Origin of the sequence: Bradyrhizobium sp. TM102 (assembly GCF_009176685.1) — a bacterium.
GTDB lineage: Bacteria > Pseudomonadota > Alphaproteobacteria > Rhizobiales > Xanthobacteraceae > Bradyrhizobium > Bradyrhizobium ottawaense.
This window is the reverse complement of sequence record NZ_AP021855.1, coordinates 3,739,935-3,758,520: the sequence shown is the minus strand read 5'-3', so window position 1 is coordinate 3,758,520 and position 18,586 is coordinate 3,739,935. Positions and strand designations below refer to the sequence as shown.

At 64.1% G+C, this 18,586-nt stretch carries 17 protein-coding genes and 1 tRNA gene; 4 read left to right on the top strand and 14 right to left on the bottom strand.

The window, feature by feature from the left end:
• Positions 1–20: 20 nt before the first annotated feature.
• The 7 genes from era to rpoZ all read right to left on the bottom strand — a co-directional run bounded on the left by era (position 21) and on the right by rpoZ (position 6,865).
• Positions 21–947 carry a GTPase Era gene (gene era / locus GDN70_RS17995; RefSeq protein WP_028144378.1) on the bottom strand — a complete coding sequence of 309 codons (927 nt, stop codon included), beginning with the start codon at positions 945–947 and terminating at the stop codon, positions 21–23.
• Positions 937–1,758 (bottom strand): ribonuclease III, encoded by an 822-nt coding sequence (rnc, locus tag GDN70_RS17990; RefSeq protein WP_028144379.1) that lies wholly within the window; start codon positions 1,756–1,758, stop codon positions 937–939. Before rnc ends, era begins: the two co-directional genes overlap by 11 nt.
• Positions 1,755–2,519 (bottom strand): signal peptidase I, encoded by a 765-nt coding sequence (gene lepB / locus GDN70_RS17985; RefSeq protein ID WP_018320011.1) that lies wholly within the window; start codon positions 2,517–2,519, stop codon positions 1,755–1,757. Before lepB ends, rnc begins: the two co-directional genes overlap by 4 nt.
• Positions 2,520–2,768: 249 nt before the next feature.
• Positions 2,769–3,188: a holo-ACP synthase gene (gene acpS / locus GDN70_RS17980; protein ID WP_028144381.1), complete on the bottom strand. Its 420-nt coding sequence runs from the start codon at positions 3,186–3,188 to the stop codon at positions 2,769–2,771.
• Positions 3,185–3,937 carry a pyridoxine 5'-phosphate synthase gene (locus tag GDN70_RS17975; RefSeq protein WP_038972469.1) on the bottom strand — a complete coding sequence of 251 codons (753 nt, stop codon included), beginning with the start codon at positions 3,935–3,937 and terminating at the stop codon, positions 3,185–3,187. The genes acpS and GDN70_RS17975 overlap by 4 nt, the downstream gene beginning before the upstream one ends.
• A gap of 45 nt (positions 3,938–3,982) precedes the next feature.
• Positions 3,983–6,268: a bifunctional (p)ppGpp synthetase/guanosine-3',5'-bis(diphosphate) 3'-pyrophosphohydrolase gene (locus GDN70_RS17970; RefSeq protein WP_018320008.1), complete on the bottom strand. Its 2,286-nt coding sequence runs from the start codon at positions 6,266–6,268 to the stop codon at positions 3,983–3,985.
• A gap of 204 nt (positions 6,269–6,472) precedes the next feature.
• The gene (gene rpoZ, locus GDN70_RS17965) at positions 6,473–6,865 is read right to left on the bottom strand and encodes a DNA-directed RNA polymerase subunit omega (RefSeq protein WP_008133017.1); all 393 of its coding nucleotides are present in this window, start codon (positions 6,863–6,865) and stop codon (positions 6,473–6,475) included.
• A gap of 330 nt (positions 6,866–7,195) precedes the next feature.
• On the opposite strand from rpoZ, the gene GDN70_RS17960 reads away from it, so the two are divergent.
• A complete protein-coding gene (locus GDN70_RS17960) occupies positions 7,196–7,840 on the top strand; it encodes an NYN domain-containing protein (RefSeq protein ID WP_028144383.1) in 645 nt (214 codons plus the stop codon).
• Positions 7,821–8,495 carry a uracil-DNA glycosylase gene (locus GDN70_RS17955; RefSeq protein WP_038950895.1) on the top strand — a complete coding sequence of 225 codons (675 nt, stop codon included), beginning with the start codon at positions 7,821–7,823 and terminating at the stop codon, positions 8,493–8,495. Before GDN70_RS17960 ends, GDN70_RS17955 begins: the two co-directional genes overlap by 20 nt.
• A gap of 9 nt (positions 8,496–8,504) precedes the next feature.
• Here GDN70_RS17955 and GDN70_RS17950 read toward each other — a convergent pair whose 3' ends face one another.
• The 4 genes from GDN70_RS17950 to dapA are packed head-to-tail and all read right to left on the bottom strand — an operon-like array spanning position 8,505 to position 10,983.
• On the bottom strand, positions 8,505–9,086 hold the full coding sequence (locus GDN70_RS17950) for a peroxiredoxin (RefSeq protein ID WP_028144385.1): 582 nt from the start codon (positions 9,084–9,086) through the stop codon (positions 8,505–8,507).
• Between the two features lie 4 nt (positions 9,087–9,090).
• On the bottom strand, positions 9,091–9,564 hold the full coding sequence (gene smpB, locus GDN70_RS17945; protein WP_018320004.1) for an SsrA-binding protein SmpB: 474 nt from the start codon (positions 9,562–9,564) through the stop codon (positions 9,091–9,093).
• A gap of 59 nt (positions 9,565–9,623) precedes the next feature.
• On the bottom strand, positions 9,624–10,037 hold the full coding sequence (mscL, locus tag GDN70_RS17940) for a large conductance mechanosensitive channel protein MscL (protein ID WP_028144386.1): 414 nt from the start codon (positions 10,035–10,037) through the stop codon (positions 9,624–9,626).
• Positions 10,038–10,092: 55 nt separating this feature from the next.
• The gene (gene dapA, locus GDN70_RS17935) at positions 10,093–10,983 is read right to left on the bottom strand and encodes a 4-hydroxy-tetrahydrodipicolinate synthase (RefSeq protein WP_018320002.1); all 891 of its coding nucleotides are present in this window, start codon (positions 10,981–10,983) and stop codon (positions 10,093–10,095) included.
• Between the two features lie 279 nt (positions 10,984–11,262).
• Here dapA and GDN70_RS17930 point away from each other — a divergent pair, with 279 nt between their 5' ends.
• Positions 11,263–13,707 (top strand): lytic transglycosylase domain-containing protein, encoded by a 2,445-nt coding sequence (locus tag GDN70_RS17930; protein ID WP_038972465.1) that lies wholly within the window; start codon positions 11,263–11,265, stop codon positions 13,705–13,707.
• A 604-nt stretch (positions 13,708–14,311) separates the two neighbouring features.
• Here GDN70_RS17930 and GDN70_RS17925 read toward each other — a convergent pair.
• Positions 14,312–15,883 (bottom strand): porin, encoded by a 1,572-nt coding sequence (locus tag GDN70_RS17925; protein ID WP_038974922.1) that lies wholly within the window; start codon positions 15,881–15,883, stop codon positions 14,312–14,314.
• An 814-nt stretch (positions 15,884–16,697) separates the two neighbouring features.
• Here GDN70_RS17925 and GDN70_RS17920 point away from each other — a divergent pair.
• Positions 16,698–16,790 (top strand) — tRNA-Ser (locus tag GDN70_RS17920).
• A gap of 138 nt (positions 16,791–16,928) precedes the next feature.
• On the opposite strand, the gene GDN70_RS17915 is transcribed toward GDN70_RS17920, so the two are convergent.
• On the bottom strand, positions 16,929–17,138 hold the full coding sequence (locus GDN70_RS17915; protein ID WP_080670245.1) for a hypothetical protein: 210 nt from the start codon (positions 17,136–17,138) through the stop codon (positions 16,929–16,931).
• A 95-nt stretch (positions 17,139–17,233) separates the two neighbouring features.
• On the bottom strand, positions 17,234–17,500 hold the full coding sequence (locus GDN70_RS17910) for a hypothetical protein (protein ID WP_018321086.1): 267 nt from the start codon (positions 17,498–17,500) through the stop codon (positions 17,234–17,236).
• Positions 17,501–18,586 lie beyond the last annotated feature (1,086 nt).

Here is an 18,586-nt window from a genome sequence, read left to right as displayed (position 1 = left end):
GGATACCGATCTTTTCTTGGTTATTCTCTCGGAAAGTCCAGGCCCATCTCGCGGTAGCGATCGGGATCGTCGCCCCAGTTCTCGCGCACTTTGACGAACAGGAACAGGTGGACCGGCACGTCCAGGATCTGCATCAGCTCCTTGCGCGAGTCCGCGCCGATCGACTTGATGGTGGCGCCGCCCTTGCCGAGCACGATCTTGCGCTGGCTCTCGCGCTCGACGAAGATCGTCTGCTCGATCCGCACCGACTTGTCCTTGCGTTCCTCCCACTTGTCGGTCTCGACCGTGGACTGGTAGGGCAATTCCTGGTGCAGCTTCTGATAGATTTTCTCGCGCGTGATCTCGGCCGCCAGCTGCCGCATCGGCGCGTCCGACATCTGGTCCTCTGGGTAAAGGAACGGACCCGCCGGCACCATCTCGGAGAGAGTCTTGCGGAGGTCGTCGACGCCGTCGCCCGAGATCGCCGCGATCATGAAGGTCCGCGCGAACTTCATGCGCTCGTTGGCGGCCTGCGCCAGCGCCAGCAGTTTCTCGCGCTGGACCAGGTCGACCTTGTTGATGACGAGGATCTTCTCGTGATTGACGCTGGCCGCCTTGGTGAGGATCGCCTCCGCCTCCTCGTCGATCCCGGTCTTGGCGTCGAGCAGCACGCAGACGAGATCGGCGTCATGCGCCCCGCTCCAGGCGGTCGAAACCATGGCGCGGTCGAGCCGGCGCTTCGGCAGGAAGATGCCGGGCGTGTCGACCAGAATGATCTGCGCGTTGTTCTCGATCACGATGCCGCGGATCAGCGCGCGCGTAGTCTGCACCTTGCGCGAGACGATCGTGACCTTGGCCCCGACCAGCGCGTTGACCAGCGTGGACTTGCCGACATTCGGCGCGCCGATCAGCGCAACGAAGCCGCAGCGCGTGGCAGTGGGCGCCTCGCCGCTTGTTTCAGCCGTCATTGCCGCCGCCAACGCCTTCACGTTCGATCATCACTGAAGCTGCTACTTTCTCTGCCGCGCGCTTGCTGCCGCCGATGCCCTCGGCCGGCGCGAGCCCCGGCAGGTCCACCGCGACGCGGAATTGCGGATCGTGGTGCGGGCCGGTGCGCTCGACCTCGCGGTAAACCGGCGTCGGCAGTCCCTTGCCCTGCGCCCATTCCTGCAGCACGGTCTTGGGATCGCGCAAGGGACGGCGCGGCTTGTGCATGCGTTCGGTCCAGTTGCGCTTGACGAACTCGGACGCCGCCGCGTACCCGCCGTCGAGGAAGACGGCGCCGATCACGGCCTCGCAGATGTCGCCGAGGATGGACTTGCGCAGGCGCGCGTCGGCGCTGGAGCCGACCGAGCCGAGCTTGATGTCGTCGAGCAGACCGAGCGACTTGGCGACGTCGGCGCAGCTTTCCTTGCGCACGAGTTCGGCAAGACGCTTGGACAGCTCGCCCTCATCGGCGTTCGGGAACGCGTGATAGAGCATGTCGGAGACGACCAGCCCGAGCACGTGGTCGCCGAGGAATTCCAGGCGCTGATAGCTGTCGCCCCGCTTGCGCCCGGACTTCAGCGCCGAGACATGCGTGATCGCCTGCATCAGCATATTCGGGTCGGCGAAGCTATGGCCGATGCGCGCCTCGAGCGCCGCGTTGGCATCGGTGCCCTTGGCCTTGCTGCTCCGTGTCCGCTTCTTCTTTGCAGGCGTCTTCGCTGCAGCTTCGCTCTCAGGAGCGGCTTGCGCCTCGGTCGGTTGGATCGCGATGTCCTTGGCTTCGTCTTTCATCGGACGATTTTGAAGAATCGATTCCAGCGCACCGCCCACGGCCAGCGCCAGAACATCCAGGCATGCTCGCCTTCGGCGATGGAGAAGAAGATCATCTGGGCGCGGCCGATCAGATTCTCCTGCGGCACATAGCCGACCTGGCCGAGGAAGCGGCTATCGGTGGAATTGTCGCGGTTGTCGCCCATCATGAAGAAATGGCCGGCTGGCACGGTGTAGACGTTGGTGTTGTCCACGTAGCCGTTGTCGGCGCAATCGAGCGTCTCATAGGACACCCCGTTCGGCAGCGTTTCCTTCCAGCGCTTCACGCGGGAGATGCCGCCACCTTCCGAGCCGCAGGGCTCCTCGCCGACATATTCGCTCATGCGCTGCCGCTCGACCGGCGTGTCGTTGATGTAGAGCAGCCCGTCCCGCATCTGGATGCGGTCTCCGGGAAGGCCGATCACGCGCTTGATGTAATCGGTGGAATCGTCCTTCGGCAGGCGAAACACGACGATGTCGCCGCGGTTCGGATCCGAGCCCCAGATCCGCCCGGAGAACAGCGGCGGCGAGAACGGAATCGAATAGTGGCTGTAGCCGTAGGAATATTTCGAGACGAACAGATAGTCGCCGACCAGCAGCGTCGCCTTCATCGAGCCGGACGGGATGTTGAACGGCTGGAACAGGAAGGTGCGGATCACCAGCGCGATCAGGAGAGCGTGGATCACGACCCGGATCGTTTCACCGACGCCGCTCTCAGTTTTCGTTCCTGAAGTCACGCTCATTGCTCTCTCAATTCCGCCCGGCGATCACAGAGCGCCCTCCTCCCGCGAACGGCCCACCGGTTCGCGGCGCAAGGAGATTGTCCTGATTCTGATAGTGAGGGCCAATTCCGGCGTAAAGCCGAATTCGCCCAAGCTGATTTTGTGTCCGCGGACTTTTAGACGGTTGTCGGAGGCCACGCAATCAAGGATCGCATCAAAACTGGATAAGTTATTGACTTACAACACAAATCGTAAAATCGCCGGACCCCCTCAGGGTTTCGGCAGCGGGACGGCGGAAATGATCACGAAGGCCTGCGCCAGCGGCCAGTCGTCGGTGATCGACAGGTCGATCCGCGCCTCGAACCCCTCCGGGGTCAGGGCCTGGAGCCGGGCCAGCGCCCCGCCGGTCAGCTGCATGGTCGGCCGCCCGCCCGGCAGGTTGACCACCCCCATGTCGCGCCACCAGACGCCGCGCCGGATCCCGGTGCCGAGCGCCTTGGAGCAGGCCTCCTTGGCGGCAAAGCGCTTGGCGTAGGTCGCCACCACCATCTTCTCGTTCTTGGCCCGCCGCTCCGCCTTGGCCCGCTCGGCCGCGGTGAAGATGCGATCGAGGAAGCGCTCGCCATGGCGCTCGATCACCTTGCCGACGCGGGTGATGTCGATCAGGTCGGAGCCGATGCCGATGATCATGCCCGGCTCCGGCCGCGGTCCATCGCCGCGCGCATGCAGCGCACCGTCTCGGCAAGACCGACGAACAGTGCCTCGCCGATCATGTAGTAGCCGATGTTGAGCTCCATGATCTCTGGAAGCGCGGCAATCGTCTCCGCCGTCGCATAGTCGAGCCCGTGCCCGGCATGAACCTCCAGCCCGGCGGCCTTCGCCAGCTTCACCCCCGCCACGATCCGCTGCCATTCGGCCTCGGCCTTGGCGGTGTGGCCGTCGACCACGGCATCGCACCAGGCGCCGGTGTGGATCTCGATCACCGGCGCGCGCAGCCGCGCCGCCATCTCGATCTGGGCGGGATCGGCGGCGATGAACAGGGAGACCCGAATGCCGGCATCGTTCAGCCGGGCGATGTAGGGCGCGAGCGCGTTGTGCTGGCCGACCACATCCAGCCCGCCTTCGGTGGTCACCTCCTGCCGGCGCTCCGGCACCAGGCACACCGCGTGCGGCTTGGTCGCGAGCGAGATGCGCATCATGTCGTCGGTCGCCGCCATCTCGAAATTGAGCGGCCTGGAGATCTCGGCCTTCAGCCGCGCCATGTCCTCATCGCGGATGTGGCGGCGATCCTCGCGTAAATGGGCGGTGATGCCATCGGCGCCGGCTTCGATGGCCATCAGCGCCGCGCGCACCGGATCGGGATGGCGGCCGCCGCGCGCGTTACGCACGGTTGCGACGTGATCGATATTGACGCCGAGGCGAAGCGGAATTGCGGGCATTTCAGAAACTCACGAAATCGGGGGACGGACGGCTGCGGAAGACGTCTATCCATTAACACGTTCGACTTTGGCGACGACCGCCTTCGCGCGCAGCTGGGCCAGGATCGCGCTGAGGTGCTTCAGATCGTAGACTTCGAGATCGATCGTCGTCTCCGTGAAATCAGGCGAGCGGCGCTGCATGCTGATGTTGTCGATATTGCCGTCGTGCTCGGCGATCACGGTCGCGATCTGGGCAAGCGCACCGGGCTCGTTGACGTTCTCGACCTTGATGCGGGCGGGGAAGCGCTGCGGCGCGGAGTCCTCGATGTCCCAGCGGACGTCGAGCCAGCGCTCCGGCTCCTCCTCGAAATCCTTCAGGGCCGGCGCCTGGATCGGGTAGATCGTGATGCCCTCGCCCGGCGTGACGATGCCGACGATGCGATCGCCCGGCACGGCGCCGCCATTCGGCGCGAACTTGATCGGGAGGTCGGAATTGATGCCGCGGATCGGGATCGCGACCGGGCTGCGCGGCGGCTCCGACGACTTCTCCTTGAGCTTGGCGGCAAGCCCTTTCTTGACGCCGTAGCGCGCGATGCGCTCCTCCTTGTAGTCGGGGTACATCGCGCGCGCGACGTGGGAGGCCTTGATCTCGCCGCGGCCCACCGCCGCCATCACGTCCTCGATCGAGGTGCGCGCGAGCCGCGGCAGCGCGCCCTTGAGCTTGTCGTCGGCGTATTCGATCTTGGCGCGCTCGAACAGGCGTTCCACGATGCGCCGGCCGAGACCGGCATATTGATCGCGCACCGCAGTCCGCGTGGCACGGCGGATCGCGGCGCGCGCCTTGCCGGTGACCGCAAGCGTCTCCCAGGCCGAGGGCGGCGCCGATTGCGCTTCCGAGGTCAGCACCTCGACCTCATCGCCGTTCTGCAGCTCCGAGGACAGCGGCGCGAACTGGCCGTTGATCTTGCAGCCGACCGCGCTATTGCCGACGTCGGTGTGCACGGCATAGGCGAAGTCGATCACGTTGGCGTGGCGCGGCAGCGCGATCAGCTTGCCCTTGGGGGTGAAGCAGAACACCTGGTCGTGGAACAGCTCGAGCTTGGTGTGCTCGAGGAATTCCTCCGGGTTGGCACTCTCCGAAAGGATGCCGATGGTGTGGCGCAGCCAGGCGAACGCATTGGACTCGCGCTTGAGGAATTCGGTCGGCGAGCCGACGCCCTCCTTGTAGAAGACGTGCGCGGCGATGCCCCGCTCGGCGATCTGGTCCATCGCCTCGGTGCGGATCTGCAGCTCGACGCGCTGGTTGCCGGGGCCGATCACCGTGGTGTGGATCGAGCGGTAGTCGTTCTGCTTCGGCGTCGAGATGTAGTCCTTGAAGCGTCCCGGCACGACCGGCCAGGTGGTGTGGACGATGCCGAGCGCGCGATAGCAGGCCTCGATGTCGTTGACGACGAGGCGGAAGCCGAAGATGTCGGACAATTGCTCGAAGCCGACCGACTTGCGCTCCATCTTGGTCCAGATCGAGAACGGCTTCTTGCGGCGGCCATAGACCCGCGCCCCTAAGCCCCGGTGGCGCAGATTGTTGGAGAGCTGGTCCTCGATCTCGCCGATCAGGTTGCGGTTGCGCTCGGCGAGCGCGTCGAGCCGCTGCATCACCACCGAATAGGCCTCGGGATCGAGGGTGCGGAAGGACAGATCCTCCAGCTCCTCGCGCATTTCCTGCATGCCCATGCGGCCCGCCAGCGGCGCATAGATGTCGAGCGTCTCTTCGGCAATGCGCCTGCGCGATTCCGTCGGCACGAAATCCAGCGTACGCATGTTGTGCAGGCGGTCGGCGAGCTTGACCAGGAGCACGCGGACATCGTCAGCAATGGCCAGCAATAATTTGCGCAGGTTCTCGGCCTGCTTGGCCTCGCGCGACACCAGCTCGAGCCGCTTCAGCTTGGTCAGGCCCTCGACCAGCGCGCCGATCTCCGGCCCGAATATCTGGTCGATCTCGGCCCGCGTCGCTTCGGTGTCCTCGATGGTGTCGTGGAGCAGCGCGGCCACGATGGTGGCGTCGTCGAGCTTGAGGTCGGTGAGAATCGCTGCCACTTCGAGCGGGTGCGAGAAATACGGATCGCCCGAGGCGCGGGTCTGCGAGCCGTGCGCCTTCATGGCGTAGACATAGGCGCGGTTCAGCAAGTCTTCGTTGGTGTTGGGATTGTAGGACCTGACGCGCTCGACGAGGTCATATTGACGCATCATGCGCGCACGCGGCTTGGCCGGGCGCGCGACCGGCGCAGTCGGGGCCACGGCAACCGATTCGGTTGCGGCCTGCATCTGCGTGGATCTGCGGCGCCGATATACCATCCCGTCCTGCCTTCAAACGAGCCCGAGCCGGCCCGCTGTATACATCTTAGCTCCGATCGCGCTTGTGTCCGATCAATTCAGTGACAGGACGCATCGCCAAGTACAACGCATGGTAACCACGAAAACGTCAACAAAAGCAAAGGCCCGAACACCGGTTCGGGCCTTTGATAAAATCACAAGACATCGACGATCGCGACGGACGATTTACTCGTCTTCCTCGGGCTGCTCCTCGGGCGGCGCAAGGCCTTCGAGTCCCTTCAGGAGCTCCTCTTCGGTCATGCGCTCGACGGCGACTTCGGTATCGTCCGCATCGACGCTCGCGCCCGCGGAACCGATCAACGGCACCGTATCCGGCTCGGGCTCGTCGACCTCGACGAACTTCTGGAGCGAGTGCACCAGCTCCTCGCGCAGGTCCTCGGGCGAAATGGTCGTGTCAGCAATTTCGCGCAAAGACACAACAGGGTTCTTGTCGTTATCGCGGTCAACCGTTAGTTGTGAACCGGACGAAATCATGCGGGCACGGTGGGCGGCCAGCAGGACCAGGTCAAACCGGTTGTCGACCTTGTCGATACAATCTTCTACGGTGACGCGAGCCATGGACTGTCGCTCCGTTGTGGGTGGGACGAAATATGTGGATGATTGGGGCTAGTTATAGGGGCTGGGGCGGTTTCGCAAGGCCAATTTGTGATTTGGCCTCGCCAAACGGCTCTGCTACCCCCACATTGGGGCTGGGATGGGTGGTTACCCGGGCTGCCATCGATGGCGGCGCCGGGTGTATGGAAAGTCCGCCATAACTATACCTTGTTTGCCCCGACTTCTCCGGATTTGCGGTTTCGATGGGTTTTAGCGGCACTCTACAATTGCGCGGCCTCCTGCCGCCGCGCCAACAATAAACGATCAATCACGAACACTACGCGAGCAAACTGAATGTCACCTTCCTCTACCGACAAGATCGCGCTCTTCATCGACGGAGCCAATCTCTACGCGACGGCGAAAACTCTGGGCTTCGACATCGACTACAAGCGCCTGCTGAAGGAGTTTCAGAGCCGCGGCACGCTGCTTCGGGCGTTCTACTACACCGCCATCATCGAGGATCAGGAATACTCCTCGATCCGCCCGCTGATCGACTGGCTGGATTACAACGGCTACACCGTCGTCACCAAGGCGACCAAGGAGTTCATCGACGCCTCCGGCCGCCGCAAGGTCAAGGGCAATATGGACATCGAGCTCGCCGTGGACGCCATGGAGCTTGCCGAGCACATCGACCAGATGGTGCTGTTCTCCGGTGACGGCGACTTCCGCTCCCTGGTCGAGGCCGTGCAGCGCCGCGGCGTGCGGGTCACGGTGATCTCCACCATCGCCAGCCAGCCGCCGATGATCGCCGACGAGCTGCGCCGCCAGGCCGACGTCTTCACCGACCTCGTCGAGCTGCAATCCAAGCTCGGCCGCGATCCCTCCGAACGCCCCGCCCCGCGCGACCGCGGCGATCGCGAGGCCCGCCACCACGCCCCGCAATTCCTCCAGCGCGCAACCACCGTGGCGCCGAGGGGCGATGACGACTTCGAGGAGTGAGGCGGCCCGGTCAAGTCGCCAGGCTCCAACCGTCGTTCCCGACCGCAATTGTCCGCTCTGTCCGCGCCTGGTCGCCTTTCGCGAGGCGAACCGGGCGCGCGAGCCGTTGTGGCACAACGCGCCGGTCGCGCCCTTTGGCGACGTCAAGGCACGCCTGTTGATCGTCGGCCTCGCGCCGGGGATGCAGGGCGCCAACCGCACGGGACGGCCGTTCACCGGCGACTACGCCGGTGACCTGCTCTACGCCACGCTGCTCGAATATGGATTTGCCAAGGGCACCTATCAGGCGCGTCCCGACGACGGCCTGAAGCTGGTCGACTGCCGGATCGCCAATGCAGTGCATTGCGTTCCGCCGCAGAACAAACCGCTGCCGGTCGAGATCAACACCTGCCGCCAGTTCCTCGTCGCGAATCTCGAGACGATGCCGAAGCTGCGCGCGATCATCGCGCTCGGGCGGATTGCGCACGACAGCGTGCTCAAGCCGCTGAACCTGAAGGCCTCGCAGGCCCCCTTCGGCCACGGCGCCGTGCATCAGGCCGGCGCGTTCAGGCTCTACGACAGCTATCACTGCTCGCGCTACAACACGAATACCGGCGTGCTGACGCCGGACATGTTCCGGTCGGTGTTCGCGAAGGTGAAGGCCGATCTCGATTAGCGCCCGGGTTCAGGCTTTGGCCGGATTGGCCTTGAGCCAGTCCAGGACGTCGCCTGCGTTCCGGTCGGGCGGAAACACCGGGTAGAACACATGCGTGATCCTGGCGTCGTCGACGATCAGCGCAAGACGCTTGATCAGCGTCAGGCCCGCGACCTCCATCGTCGGCAGATTGAGCGCGCGCGTCAGCGCCAGCTTCTCGTCCGACAGCACGGGGAACGGCAGATGCAGCCGTGACGCCATCTCGGTCTGGTACGCGTTGCTCTGGGTCGAGAGGCCGAACACGTGGGAGGCGCCGGCGCCCTTCAGCTCGGCGAACAGATCGCGAAATGCGCAAGTCTGCGGCGTGCACCCGCGCGCGCCCGGGATCATGTCCCAATCGTCGACCAACGAAATCTTGCCGGGTTCGCCGGTGCGGGGATAAGCGAACACCACAGTCCGGCCACGCAGCGCCGACAGCGTCACCGAGGTGTCGTTGGTCGCGAGCAGGCCGATCGGCGGCAACGTCATGCCGGTCAGATGCGCGGCGGCGCCGTCGTCTTCGGGTGCGGGAATCTGGCTCCAATCGACCTCGAGCAGGTTCCGTTGGTTCATCTCGCTATCCCCTCGCCCGCATCAGGCGGCCCTTCTCCCGGCTCCAGTCGCGCTTCTTCTCGGTCTCGCGCTTGTCGTGGAGCTTCTTGCCCTTTGCAACCGCAAGCTGCAGTTTGGCGCGACCACGCTCGTTGAAATAGAGCTTGAGCGGGATCAGCGTCATGCCCTCACGGTCGACGGCGCCCATCAGCTTGTTGATCTGCCGGCGATGCAGCAGCAGCTTTCGCGGCCGCTTGGGCTCGTGATTGAAGCGGTTTCCTTGCAGATATTCGGGAATGGTGGCGTTGATCAGCCAGATCTCGCCGTCCTTGGAATCGGCATAGGACTCCGCGATCGTGCTCTTGCCGTTGCGGATCGACTTGACCTCGGTGCCGGTCAGCGCAATCCCCGCCTCGATCGTATCCTCGATCGCATAGTTGAAGCGGGCCTTGCGATTTTCCGCCATGACCTTGATCGGACGTTCGTTCTTTTCAGCCATGGCGACGAAACCTGAGCGCGATGCGCAGCGATGCTAACAGTTTGGATGAAGCGCGCGCGTCACTTCTTGAGGAGATCGCGGATCTCGGTCAGCAGCACGACCTCCGCCGACGGCTTCGGCGGCTCCGCGGGCTTGGTCTCTTCCTTCCGCTTCAGCGTGTTGATGGCGCGGATCACCAGGAACAGCACGAAGGCGACGATGATGAAGTTGATCGTCAGCGTCAGGAAGCTACCGTAAGCAAGTACGGCGCCTTGCTTTTTCGCATCCGCTAAGTTGGTGGCGGTCACCGCCTTCGACAAGGGGGCGAAGTAGTTCGAGAAGTCGAGGCCGCCCGTCGCTGCACCGATGATCGGCATGATGATGTCGCCGACCAGCGAGGTGACGATGGCGCCGAAGGCCGCACCGATGATGACGCCGACCGCGAGATCGACGACGTTGCCCTTCATGGCGAATTCGCGGAACTCCGTGAGCATCCGCCTGCCCTTCTCGTCGACGCTCATGAACGGCCCCCCCCGATTGGTCAACCCATCAGTTGATCAACCCAGCATGAACCATGGCACTGCGCACGGCAACGCGGGTCGGCTCGGAGACCGGCACCATCGGCAGCCGCAGCGTCTCGTCGAGCTTGCCGAGCAGCGACATCGCGTACTTGATCGGCGCCGGGTTGCTCTCGATGAAGAGGTTGTTGTGCAGCGGCATCAGCTTGTCGTGGATCTTCAGCGCGGTGGCATGGTCACCCTTCGCCCAGGCGGCCTGGAACTCCGAGCACAGGCGCGGCGCGACGTTCGACGTCACCGAGATGCAGCCGTGGCCGCCATGCGCCATGTAGCCGATGATGGTCGCGTCCTCGCCCGAGAGCTGGTTGAAATCCTCGCCCATCGCCGCACGCTGCTGCGACACGCGCACCATGCTGGCGGTGGCGTCCTTCACGCCGGCGATGTTCTTGAGCTCCCACAGCCGCTTCATGGTGTCGACCGACATGTCGATCACCGAGCGCGGCGGGATGTTGTAGATGATGATCGGAATGCCGATCGCGTCGTTGATCGCCTTGAAGTGCTGGTACATGCCTTCCTGGGTCGGCTTGTTGTAGTAGGGCGTCACCACCAGCACGGCGTCCGCGCCGGCCTTCTCCGCGTGCTGGGCGAGCTCGATCGCCTCCTTGGTCGAGTTGGAGCCAGCACCGGCGATCACAGGCACGCGGCCCTTGGCTTCAGCGATACACCATTCGACCACCTTCTTGTGCTCGTCATGGCTGAGCGTCGGGCTCTCGCCGGTGGTGCCGACCGGGACCAGGCCGTTGGTGCCCTCCGAAATCTGCCAGTTGACCAGGGATCGGAATGCCGCCTCGTCCAGCGAGCCGTTCTTGAACGGCGTGACCAAGGCGGTGAACGACCCCCGGAATTTCGTCTTGGCTGCCATGGACTTCCTCCGTACGCGGCTATCTCTTGAGCAAGCCCCTTTCATATCGGGTCTATCCCGCCGGTAAAAGGCCCGCTTCCGTGTGACGCACCGTTTAGGCCGCGATTTTGCCGTGGTAGTGGTGCAAACCCGCCCGCGGTAAGCCGCTGTTGGTATTTTGTCCGCATATTCAATCAAATACAGCTAGATCTTGAGCCACTTGACTGATTCGGGGCGACCAAACCCGTGACCTCATTCCCTCGTGCCGCCTGGCGATCCACCGGTCTCATCGTGTGCCTGATGGCAGGGCTGTCGGTCGGCTGCGCCGCCCTGGCCAAGTCCAATGAGACGACGGCGGAAGCCGGCAAGGACACCGCGAAGCCAGCCGCCAAGGACGCTGCCAAGGACAGCGCGAAGGGCTCGTCCAAGGGAACCGGCAAGGAAACTTCGAAGGACGCGGCCAAAGGAGCAAGCCAGGGAGCAAGCAAGGGCGCGAGCAAGGGTGCCGCTGGCGCTCCGGCGAAGGACGCTGCGAAGAAACCGGCCAAGGAGATCGGCAAGGACGGCGGCAAGAGCGCCGGAACAGAGCCCGCGAAGGACAAGCCCAAGCCTGCAGCAACGCCTGCCGCAAAGCCCGCCGTAGCGACCCCTGCGCCGAAATCGCATCCGGCCGCCAGCGGTTCGCCGCCGAAAACGGCCCCCGCGCCGGCCGTGACCGCCACCGTCAGACCTTCCGCCCCCGCGGCCAGACCGGCCGCAGCGCCCGTGCTGGCCCCGGCGACGCGCCAGCATGCCGCGCCGCGCAAGCCGGTCATACCGGCCGCGGTCGCTGCGACGTCGTCGACGCCCCAGGGTGACAAGGACGCCCTCGAGAGCGTCATCGAGCTCGTGCGCAAGCGCAAGGCGGGTGACGCCAGCAGCGTCGCAGCGGGCATCTCGGATCCGGTCGCGCGAAAACTCGCGGAATGGATCATCCTGCGCAGCGAGGACAATGGCGCGACCGTGGAGCGCTACCGCGCCTTCCTCTCCGCCAATCCGAGCTGGCCGTCGCAAACCTTCCTGCGCCGGCGCCTCGAGGCCGCGATGTGGGACGACAGGCGCGACGATTCCGTCGCGTGGTCGTGGTTCGAGAACGAATCTCCGATCTCCGCCAAGGGCCGGTTCACGCTCGCCAAGGCGATGCTGGCGCGCGGCGACCGCGCCAATGCCGAGCGGCTGGTGCGCGAGGCCTGGCGCAGCGATCCGATGTCCGAGGACACCGAGAACAACGCGCTCGACCAGTTCGGCGCCCTGCTGACGCCGGGCGACCAGAAGGCGCGGATGGACACCCTGCTCTACGGCAGCGAGAACGAGGCCGCGCTGCGCGCCGCAAAGCGCCTGGGCGCCGGCTATGTCGCACTCGCCAAGGCCCGCATCGCCGCCGTCAAGAAGGCGCCGAACGCGCGCGCGCTGCTCGACGCCGTGCCCCGCGAGCTGCACAACGACCCCGGCTTCACCTTCAGCAGGATCCAGCTGCTGCGCCGCGAGGAGAAGTTCGCCGAAGCAGCCCAGCTCATGCTGTCGGCGCCGAAGGATCCGAACCGGCTCCACAATCTCGACGAATGGTGGATCGAGCGGCGTCTTTTGGCGCGCAAGATGATCGACACCGAGGAATTCCGCAGCGCCTATCTGATCGCGCGCGACGCCGCACTGCCCTCGCGCGACATCTACAAGACCGAGCAGGAGTTCACGGCCGGGTGGATCGCGCTGCGCTTCCTCAACGACCCCGCGGCCGCCACCCAGCATTTCGCCCGCATCGGCGTCGGCAGCGTCAATCCGACCGCGCTGGCGCGTGCCGGCTATTGGCAGGGCCGCGCCGCGGAAGCGGCGGGGCGCCAGCAGGAGGCGCGCAACGCCTATGCCCGCGCGGCCGAACAATCGACCAGCTATTACGGCCAGCTCGCCCGGGCCAAGCTCGGCCTGCCGCAGATCGAGCTCAACAGCCAGCCGCGCGGCCGCGGCGCCGAGCGGCTGGAGATCGTGCGCGCCGCGCACCTGCTCTACGAGCTCGACGAGCGCGAGATGGCGATACCGCTGCTGGCCGACATGGGCGAGAACGGCGATCCCGAAGCACTCGCCGGCCTCGGCGAGCTGACCCAGCGCTACAACGATGCGCGCGGCATGCTGCTGCTCGGCAAGGCCGCGCTCAATCGCGGCCTGCCGTTCGACTTTTACGCCTACCCCGTCAACGGCATTCCGCAGTTCACCCCGATCGGTCCCGACGTCGAGCGCAGCATCGTCTATGCGATCGCGCGGCAGGAGAGCGCATTCAATCCGTCAGTGGTCTCGCCGGCGCAGGCCTACGGCCTGATGCAGGTGACGCCCGACGCCGCGCGCTATGTCTGCAAGCGTCACGGCGCGACTTACGATCTGGGGCGGCTGAAGAACGATTCGGTCTACAACGCCACGCTCGGCTCGGCCGAGCTCGGCGGACTGCTCGAGGATTACCGCGGCTCCTACATCATGACCTTTGCCGCCTACAATGCCGGCCGCGGCAGCGTGAAGAAGTGGGTCGAGCGCTACGGCGATCCGCGCGACCCCAAGGTCGACGCGGTCGACTGGGTCGAGCTGATTCCGTTCTCCGAAACGCGCAACTACGTGCAGCGGATCATGGAGAACCTGCAAGTCTACCGTGCCCGCTTCGGCGGCGGCACGCGGCTACAGATCGAAGCCGATCTGCGTCGTGGCGCCGGCAGCGTGGAATAGCGATCCGCTCTTTCGATTCGCAGCCGCGAGCATGGGTTGCGAGCGCTGCCGTTGCCTCACGGTGCAGATGAAGGGCCTGTCGCCACCGCTGCAAAGACAGACCAGCGAAGCGTATGCGCGGCCGCGCCGGCCAGCGCAGCTCTCCGCCCGCGCGCCACTGCCAGGGATGGGAAGCGCGGAGCTTCCCTCTCCCACCCCGGAGCAATCGCATTTGGGAGCGCCCCCTCTGTAGCTAACCTTCGAGACGCCCGCCGTTGGCGGGCCCTCAGGATGAGGACGGAGTGTGCGGCAGCAGTCTTGACGGGCACTGATGCCGCTTGGCCTCAGCCTCAGGAGACCGCCACGGGGCCGCGCAAAGGGCGGCCTTATGACAGGCTTCGCGGTCGTCTCGAATGACGAGGCGCGCGCTCAGTTGGCGGAAAACGCCGTGTGCGATTGCCCTGCCCTCCCACCACGACTTCCATCAGATCGCAACGAAGACCGTCAATGGAGAGCGATGCGCCAAACTTGGCCCATTGCGCCAAGCGAGAAGGCAAGCATCGCGGCAAAGGAAAAGCCCCAGCGGTTTCCCGCCGGGGCTCTCTGTCAGGTCGTTAGACCGAACTTACCAGTTGCGCTGAGCGCGGAGGAGCAGGGTGATGGTGTCCTGATCCTTCAGCTCGTACACAGCGGCCGGCTTGGCCGTCGTGCCGGCACCAGCGTAACCAACCGTACCGGAGTACTTCTGGTCGAGATGGGTCCAGTTCAGGTCAGCCGAGAACGTGAGGTTCTTGACCGGGGTCCAGCGGGTGATGATACCGACCTGGCCGATGGCGAAGTCAGGATTACAACCCGTCACACCGGCGAGACCGCCGAACACGCCGCCAGCACCACCGGCGCCGCAAAGCGTGGTCTTGGCCAGCGAGCCGAACTGTGCCTGAGCGTAGGCACCGTAGAGCGCGGTGTTCCAGTAGGGATCCCAGTTGTGGGTGTAGGCACCACGGAAGCCCCAGGTCTTCACAGTCTCCTGCGACGAGCCGGTCACGAACACGGTGTCCGGAGCGATGGCGAAGCCGACGCTCTGGTAGGCAACGCCCGAGCTGCCGAACATCGAGTAGCTGCCGCCCGACAGGTTCTGGAAGTTGTAACGGGACGCGCCGTCGGTGTAGACGCCCGAAATGTTGATCACGTCACCCGCACCAGTCGGGATGTTCTTGATCGACAGAGCGAGCTGAACAGCCCAACCCCACTTGTCGTCGGGGTGGCCAGTCGGCTCGGTGGCGCCGTAGTAGGCAACGTGGTTGTCATGCGCGGCGACCGACGCCTGGAACAGACCCCAGGCCTGGTCGACACGAACCATACCGACGAGGTTCGGCGAACGCGAACCGCCGATGGCGTTCGAGCCATACGAACCGCCGATCATGCCAGTCGCCGAAGCGCCGGTCATGTTGAGGTTGCCGGCCTGGTAGTAAGCCGTCGCGTCTTCCGCCGAGAACGACGCCGTCACGCCCTGACCGAAGTCAGCGGTGTAGGTGAACTGGTTGACACCAGTGACCGTGCCGCTGCCGCCGACGAGGCTGTCGAAGTTGTTGCCGGGATAGTTGGTCCAGGGCGCGTCGAACTGCGACACGGCCTTACCCATGGTGAAGCCAGCGAACTGGATGAAGGCGTAGTACACGCCGAGCGAACCGCCCGAGGTGTTGCCGTCGGTGCCGTTGATCGACGAACCAACGAGCGCCGGGGTGGCGCCGGAGGTGTTGAGAGCCAGCGTGCCGCTGTAGGCGGTCGTGCCGGTCGCGCTGCCCGTACCGGCGTAGTTGCCGGTGGTCCAGGAGAACACGCCGTCGAAGAAGGTACGGACGACGCCGTACTCGGTCGCGGTGCGCGTGTCGATGTTGAGATCTTCACGAGCGCGCATGGTGTAGTAGTTCGTCAGACGGTTGCGCGAACCGTTGTTCGACGTGAGCTGACCGCTGAAGCTGGAGTTGGTGTTCAGCGCGACTTCAGCGCGCAGATAACCACCCAGCTTGATGCAGGTGTCGGTGCCCGGGATGTAGTAGAAGCCCGCGCCGTACAGCGAGCAGATCTTCACGTATTCGACCGCCTTGGCCTTCACGGGCAGATCGGCTGCTTGAGCTCCGCCCACGGCGATCAGACCCGCCGCTGAGCCGAGCAAAAGGCTCTTAACCAACTTCATGTTAAACCTCCAAGTTGCTCTTCAGGGAAGGTCACTGACCGGACGGCCAATTCCCCAACCCCCTCTAAATCACCGCTCCGGGCTCCTTCGCGTCTTCGGACACACCCGCATGAACGCGAGGGACTTAAGCGAAATGACCTAAACGGGACGACCTCGGGATGCCCCCCTCCGTCGCTCAGTCACAATTACCGAACGTCCTTGCACACACAACAAGAGAACGCTTTGAAACGGGCCTATGAAGCTTGTTTTCCGGCGGGTGTTGCACAAATAACACGCAGATGTGATCGGAGCGCCCTCGCAACCAATTGTTTTCTTTGATGTTTTAGAGACGATTCCTTTTGCCATCAAAGTTCCGCACTTAAGGCACCGCAAGCGAGATCTCGGCCTGGAGGGGCTTTGACGCACTCGAATCGTAGAATCGGAGGCAGACTCAAGGAGAGCTCATCGACCTGCTCCGCGCCTCCCCAGCCTGATGCAGGCGTGGCTTTAAGGTGCGCGACGAGCACCTTTGTGGATAGCGGGGCTATTGGAGCCGGCTGACGGAGATGCCACGAATCGAACTTTCGACCGCCCGCCCCCGCTCAATCGACTCTTCCAGTAAAATCAGTCCCTTACGCGAGCTAAGACGTTCTCGTGGGCGGAACTATCCTTCGAGATGCGCCGGACGCTCCAACTCTGTGCCCGATTCTCGCAACGTTACGGTCACGCCCCGGGAGCAAACTGCTTTGCTGCGAAAATCGCTGGGAATATTCGAGCGAAAACACACGCTTCCAAATTGACCGGCCCGAGTAATTAGATGCATAAGGCTCGCACCGGAGAGGTGGCCGAGTGGCTGAAGGCAACGCTTTGCTAAAGCGTCATACGGTCTCAAGCTGTATCGAGGGTTCGAATCCCTCCCTCTCCGCCACCCAGCGGCAGAATCAATCAAAGTCTGGGCGTTCTTTCACCTGAATGCGCTCGTGAGGCCGCGCGAAAGCCTGGCGCAAGGATCGGCGCGGCGAGCTCCAGCTCGATTCGCGCCATCTTATATGTGTGTGGTCCGTGCCTACCGGTGGAACCGCCAGATCCGCCAATGCGAGGGCGAAATCAGCACCGCCTCGCCGGCCCAGACGTTGTACCAGACGCCGGACCTGCGCCGGCACGGGAACGACCAGGGCAGAATCCCCGTCTTGTGCGGACGTCCGAGTTCCAGATCGCACTCATCGGGAGCGATCTGAATCGGCAGCCATCGTCTCTTAGTGTCGGGCTCGCTCATGCCGCACGGGTCTTATGTGGCGGCACGACGAAGAAACTTGATTCAGCGCAACCAGGCCCACCCGTGCGAACACGGGTGCGGATGCAATTCTCGGTTCAGTGCGTGGAGACCCACGCCCTCGCCTCGCGCTGCGCGGCCGAGATCTCGGCATCCGACATCTGCCCGGCGACTTCCTGGCGCAGCGTCACGGCGTCCTTGCGGCCCTTCAGGGCGGCGAGGTTGAACCATTTGTGTGCGGCGACGAGATCGACGAGCCCGGAACGGCCGCTCGCCCAATAGATCCCCCGCTCGAACAGCACGTCCGACAGCGCGGTCGCGTCGATCGGCGTTGCCGTCTCCAGATCGAAAGTACCCTGAAACATAACGCATCCCCTTTTTCTTGTGCCTTGCTCCCCCGAGCGCGGCTCCCGTCCAACTCTGATGTGCATGCCCCTTCCCGGGACCGTGCACTGTTCAACTCATCCCTTAGTCTTTTTACCCAACGCCGTTTGCCGGCTTGTTGGAGGCGATGATGGCGGGCAAATTTGAATGGCAGTTTAAGTATCGCGATGAAGCAGACGTAAACGCGAGCGCGCGGCGCCGGCGCACAGAATTCTAGAAGTCCCTGGTTTGCAGGCACTTCCGCGATTCGTCAGATTTGGTTTACCCTGGGATTTTGGGACATCGATAACCATCGCGTACGGTGGGCGCATCCTGCGGCGTCCCCAACTCGCTGTCGTCACCGGCGTCCCGGCTACGGCCAAGGCTTCGCCGAGGCCCGTCGTCTTAGAATGCCGAAGCTTCAGCAATGCGGCGGGCGGACGACCCGGCATTCCAGAGACTGCAACGTCGCTCGATAAGCCACGGCAGCACGCAATCGGGCCGCAGCCCTCGCCTGCCCAAGGTGGAGCGGCCAGCGCAACGATGACGCTGTGGTCAAATCAGCAATGTGGGGAAAAGGAATGCCGGCAATACCCCGGCCTCAGGAGAACGAGGGCGTCGGCGAACACGTCAGGACCAGATTCCACTTTGACCGTGAGGCCACTCGTGAAATTGCAGAACCGGAGAACCGGCCCCGCACCGAACGAAGAAAACTTGTTTCTTCTGCCGGACCGCGAAGAGAGCGATCCGACCGTTGACCTGATGTCTCGCCGACACCCTCTATCGTCGACCAGAACCTCTGGGAGGCGCTGATGACGTGCCGGCTCTCGAGGAGCCGGCAACTTCAGAAGCGAAGTTACTTCTTCTTGGCGACCTTGCGGGTCTTCTTCGCAGTCTTCTTCACTGCGCTCTTCGCCTTCTTCGCCTTCTTTGCCTTCTTAGCTTTCTTGGCCATGTTGCCCTCCGATGTGTGAGATGGCTTAATCGCTGCATGCATTCGGGGATCGAGTGCACACTCATCCCGAATACACCAACACAACGAAAAAAACAGCGTCTCGCTTAAAGAAGTGTTGACGGCGCAAGGCGCG

Bases quoted from the DNA above. Each gene is read 5' to 3' on its own strand.
- era (WP_028144378.1), bottom strand. From the start codon at position 947: ATGACGGCTGAAACAAGCGGCGAGGCGCCCACTGCCACGCGCTGCGGC.
- rnc (WP_028144379.1), bottom strand. From the start codon at position 1,758: ATGAAAGACGAAGCCAAGGACATCGCGATCCAACCGACCGAGGCGCAA.
- lepB (WP_018320011.1), bottom strand. From the start codon at position 2,519: ATGAGCGTGACTTCAGGAACGAAAACTGAGAGCGGCGTCGGTGAAACG.
- acpS (WP_028144381.1), bottom strand. From the start codon at position 3,188: ATGATCATCGGCATCGGCTCCGACCTGATCGACATCACCCGCGTCGGC.
- GDN70_RS17975 (WP_038972469.1), bottom strand. From the start codon at position 3,937: ATGCCCGCAATTCCGCTTCGCCTCGGCGTCAATATCGATCACGTCGCA.
- GDN70_RS17970 (WP_018320008.1), bottom strand. From the start codon at position 6,268: ATGGTATATCGGCGCCGCAGATCCACGCAGATGCAGGCCGCAACCGAA.
- rpoZ (WP_008133017.1), bottom strand. From the start codon at position 6,865: ATGGCTCGCGTCACCGTAGAAGATTGTATCGACAAGGTCGACAACCGG.
- GDN70_RS17960 (WP_028144383.1), top strand. From the start codon at position 7,196: ATGTCACCTTCCTCTACCGACAAGATCGCGCTCTTCATCGACGGAGCC.
- GDN70_RS17955 (WP_038950895.1), top strand. From the start codon at position 7,821: ATGACGACTTCGAGGAGTGAGGCGGCCCGGTCAAGTCGCCAGGCTCCA.
- GDN70_RS17950 (WP_028144385.1), bottom strand. From the start codon at position 9,086: ATGAACCAACGGAACCTGCTCGAGGTCGATTGGAGCCAGATTCCCGCA.
- smpB (WP_018320004.1), bottom strand. From the start codon at position 9,564: ATGGCTGAAAAGAACGAACGTCCGATCAAGGTCATGGCGGAAAATCGC.
- mscL (WP_028144386.1), bottom strand. From the start codon at position 10,037: ATGCTCACGGAGTTCCGCGAATTCGCCATGAAGGGCAACGTCGTCGAT.
- dapA (WP_018320002.1), bottom strand. From the start codon at position 10,983: ATGGCAGCCAAGACGAAATTCCGGGGGTCGTTCACCGCCTTGGTCACG.
- GDN70_RS17930 (WP_038972465.1), top strand. From the start codon at position 11,263: ATGGCAGGGCTGTCGGTCGGCTGCGCCGCCCTGGCCAAGTCCAATGAG.
- GDN70_RS17925 (WP_038974922.1), bottom strand. From the start codon at position 15,883: ATGAAGTTGGTTAAGAGCCTTTTGCTCGGCTCAGCGGCGGGTCTGATC.
- GDN70_RS17915 (WP_080670245.1), bottom strand. From the start codon at position 17,138: ATGAGCGAGCCCGACACTAAGAGACGATGGCTGCCGATTCAGATCGCT.
- GDN70_RS17910 (WP_018321086.1), bottom strand. From the start codon at position 17,500: ATGTTTCAGGGTACTTTCGATCTGGAGACGGCAACGCCGATCGACGCG.